A 939-nucleotide genomic window follows, 5' to 3' on the forward strand; every position below is an offset into this window, starting at 1 on the left:
ATCCAGGCCATCGGCTACATCAACGACACCCTGAAGCTGGCTCAAGATAACGATCGCGTTGGTGGAGAACAGAACTCGCCTGATCTCTACGTCGTAGGCGAGGAACGGCGTGAACTCTTCCCATGCTGCCCGCCACAACTGGGCGATGGCCGGGTAGGCCTTGCCCCACTTCTCTTCGAGCTCCTCGAACGCCGCCCACGCGGCCTGGGCGGTGGGCGCGGTGTAGATCGCCCGCAGATCGCGCGCGATCTGGTCCCAGTACTTCCGGGACGCGTACCGCAGCGTCGCGCGGATCAGGTGGATCACGCACGCCTGGACGATCGCCTGCGGGAACACCGCGTTAACGGCGTCGGGCAGCCCCTTCAGTCCGTCGCAGACGACGAAGAACACGTCCCGAACGCCGCGGTTGCGCAGGTCGGTCAGCACGCTCATCCAGAACTTCGCCGACTCTCCACCGCCCTGGCCGGCCCACAACCCGAGCACGTCGCGGTGGCCGTTCAGATCGACCCCGATCGCAGCGTAGAACGGCTGGTTACCGACCTGCCCGTCGCGGACCTTCACATAGATGGCGTCGATGAAGATGGCCGCGTACACACCCAACAGTGGGCGGGCGGTCCACGCCTGCATCTCTTCCACCACCTTGTCGGTGATCCGCGAGATCGTGTCCTTGCCGATGCTCGCGCCGTACACCTCCGCGAAGTGCGCGCAGATCTCCCCAGTCGTCAATCCCTTGGCGTACAACGAGATCGCGATCGCGTCCACGTCGCTCAGGCGCCGCTGCCTCTTCTTGACGATGACCGGCGCGAACGTGCCGGCCCGGTCCCGAGGAACCTCGATGGTCACCTCGCCGGCAGCATCGGTTAGGACCGTCTTGGGGCGGGTGCCGTTGCGGATGTTCCCGGCACCACCGGACGGGGCGCGGTGCTTCTCATGCCCCAG

The 939-nt window shown here is 65.8% G+C and carries 1 protein-coding gene; it reads right to left on the bottom strand.

What is annotated here, in order from left to right; all coding sequences use genetic code 11:
• Positions 1–939: IS256 family transposase (locus ABD225_RS18545; RefSeq protein ID WP_344089173.1), on the bottom strand; the 939-nt coding region annotated here is incomplete at both ends.

Origin of the sequence: Nostocoides veronense (assembly GCF_039531185.1) — a bacterium.
GTDB lineage: Bacteria > Actinomycetota > Actinomycetes > Actinomycetales > Dermatophilaceae > Nostocoides_A > Nostocoides_A veronense.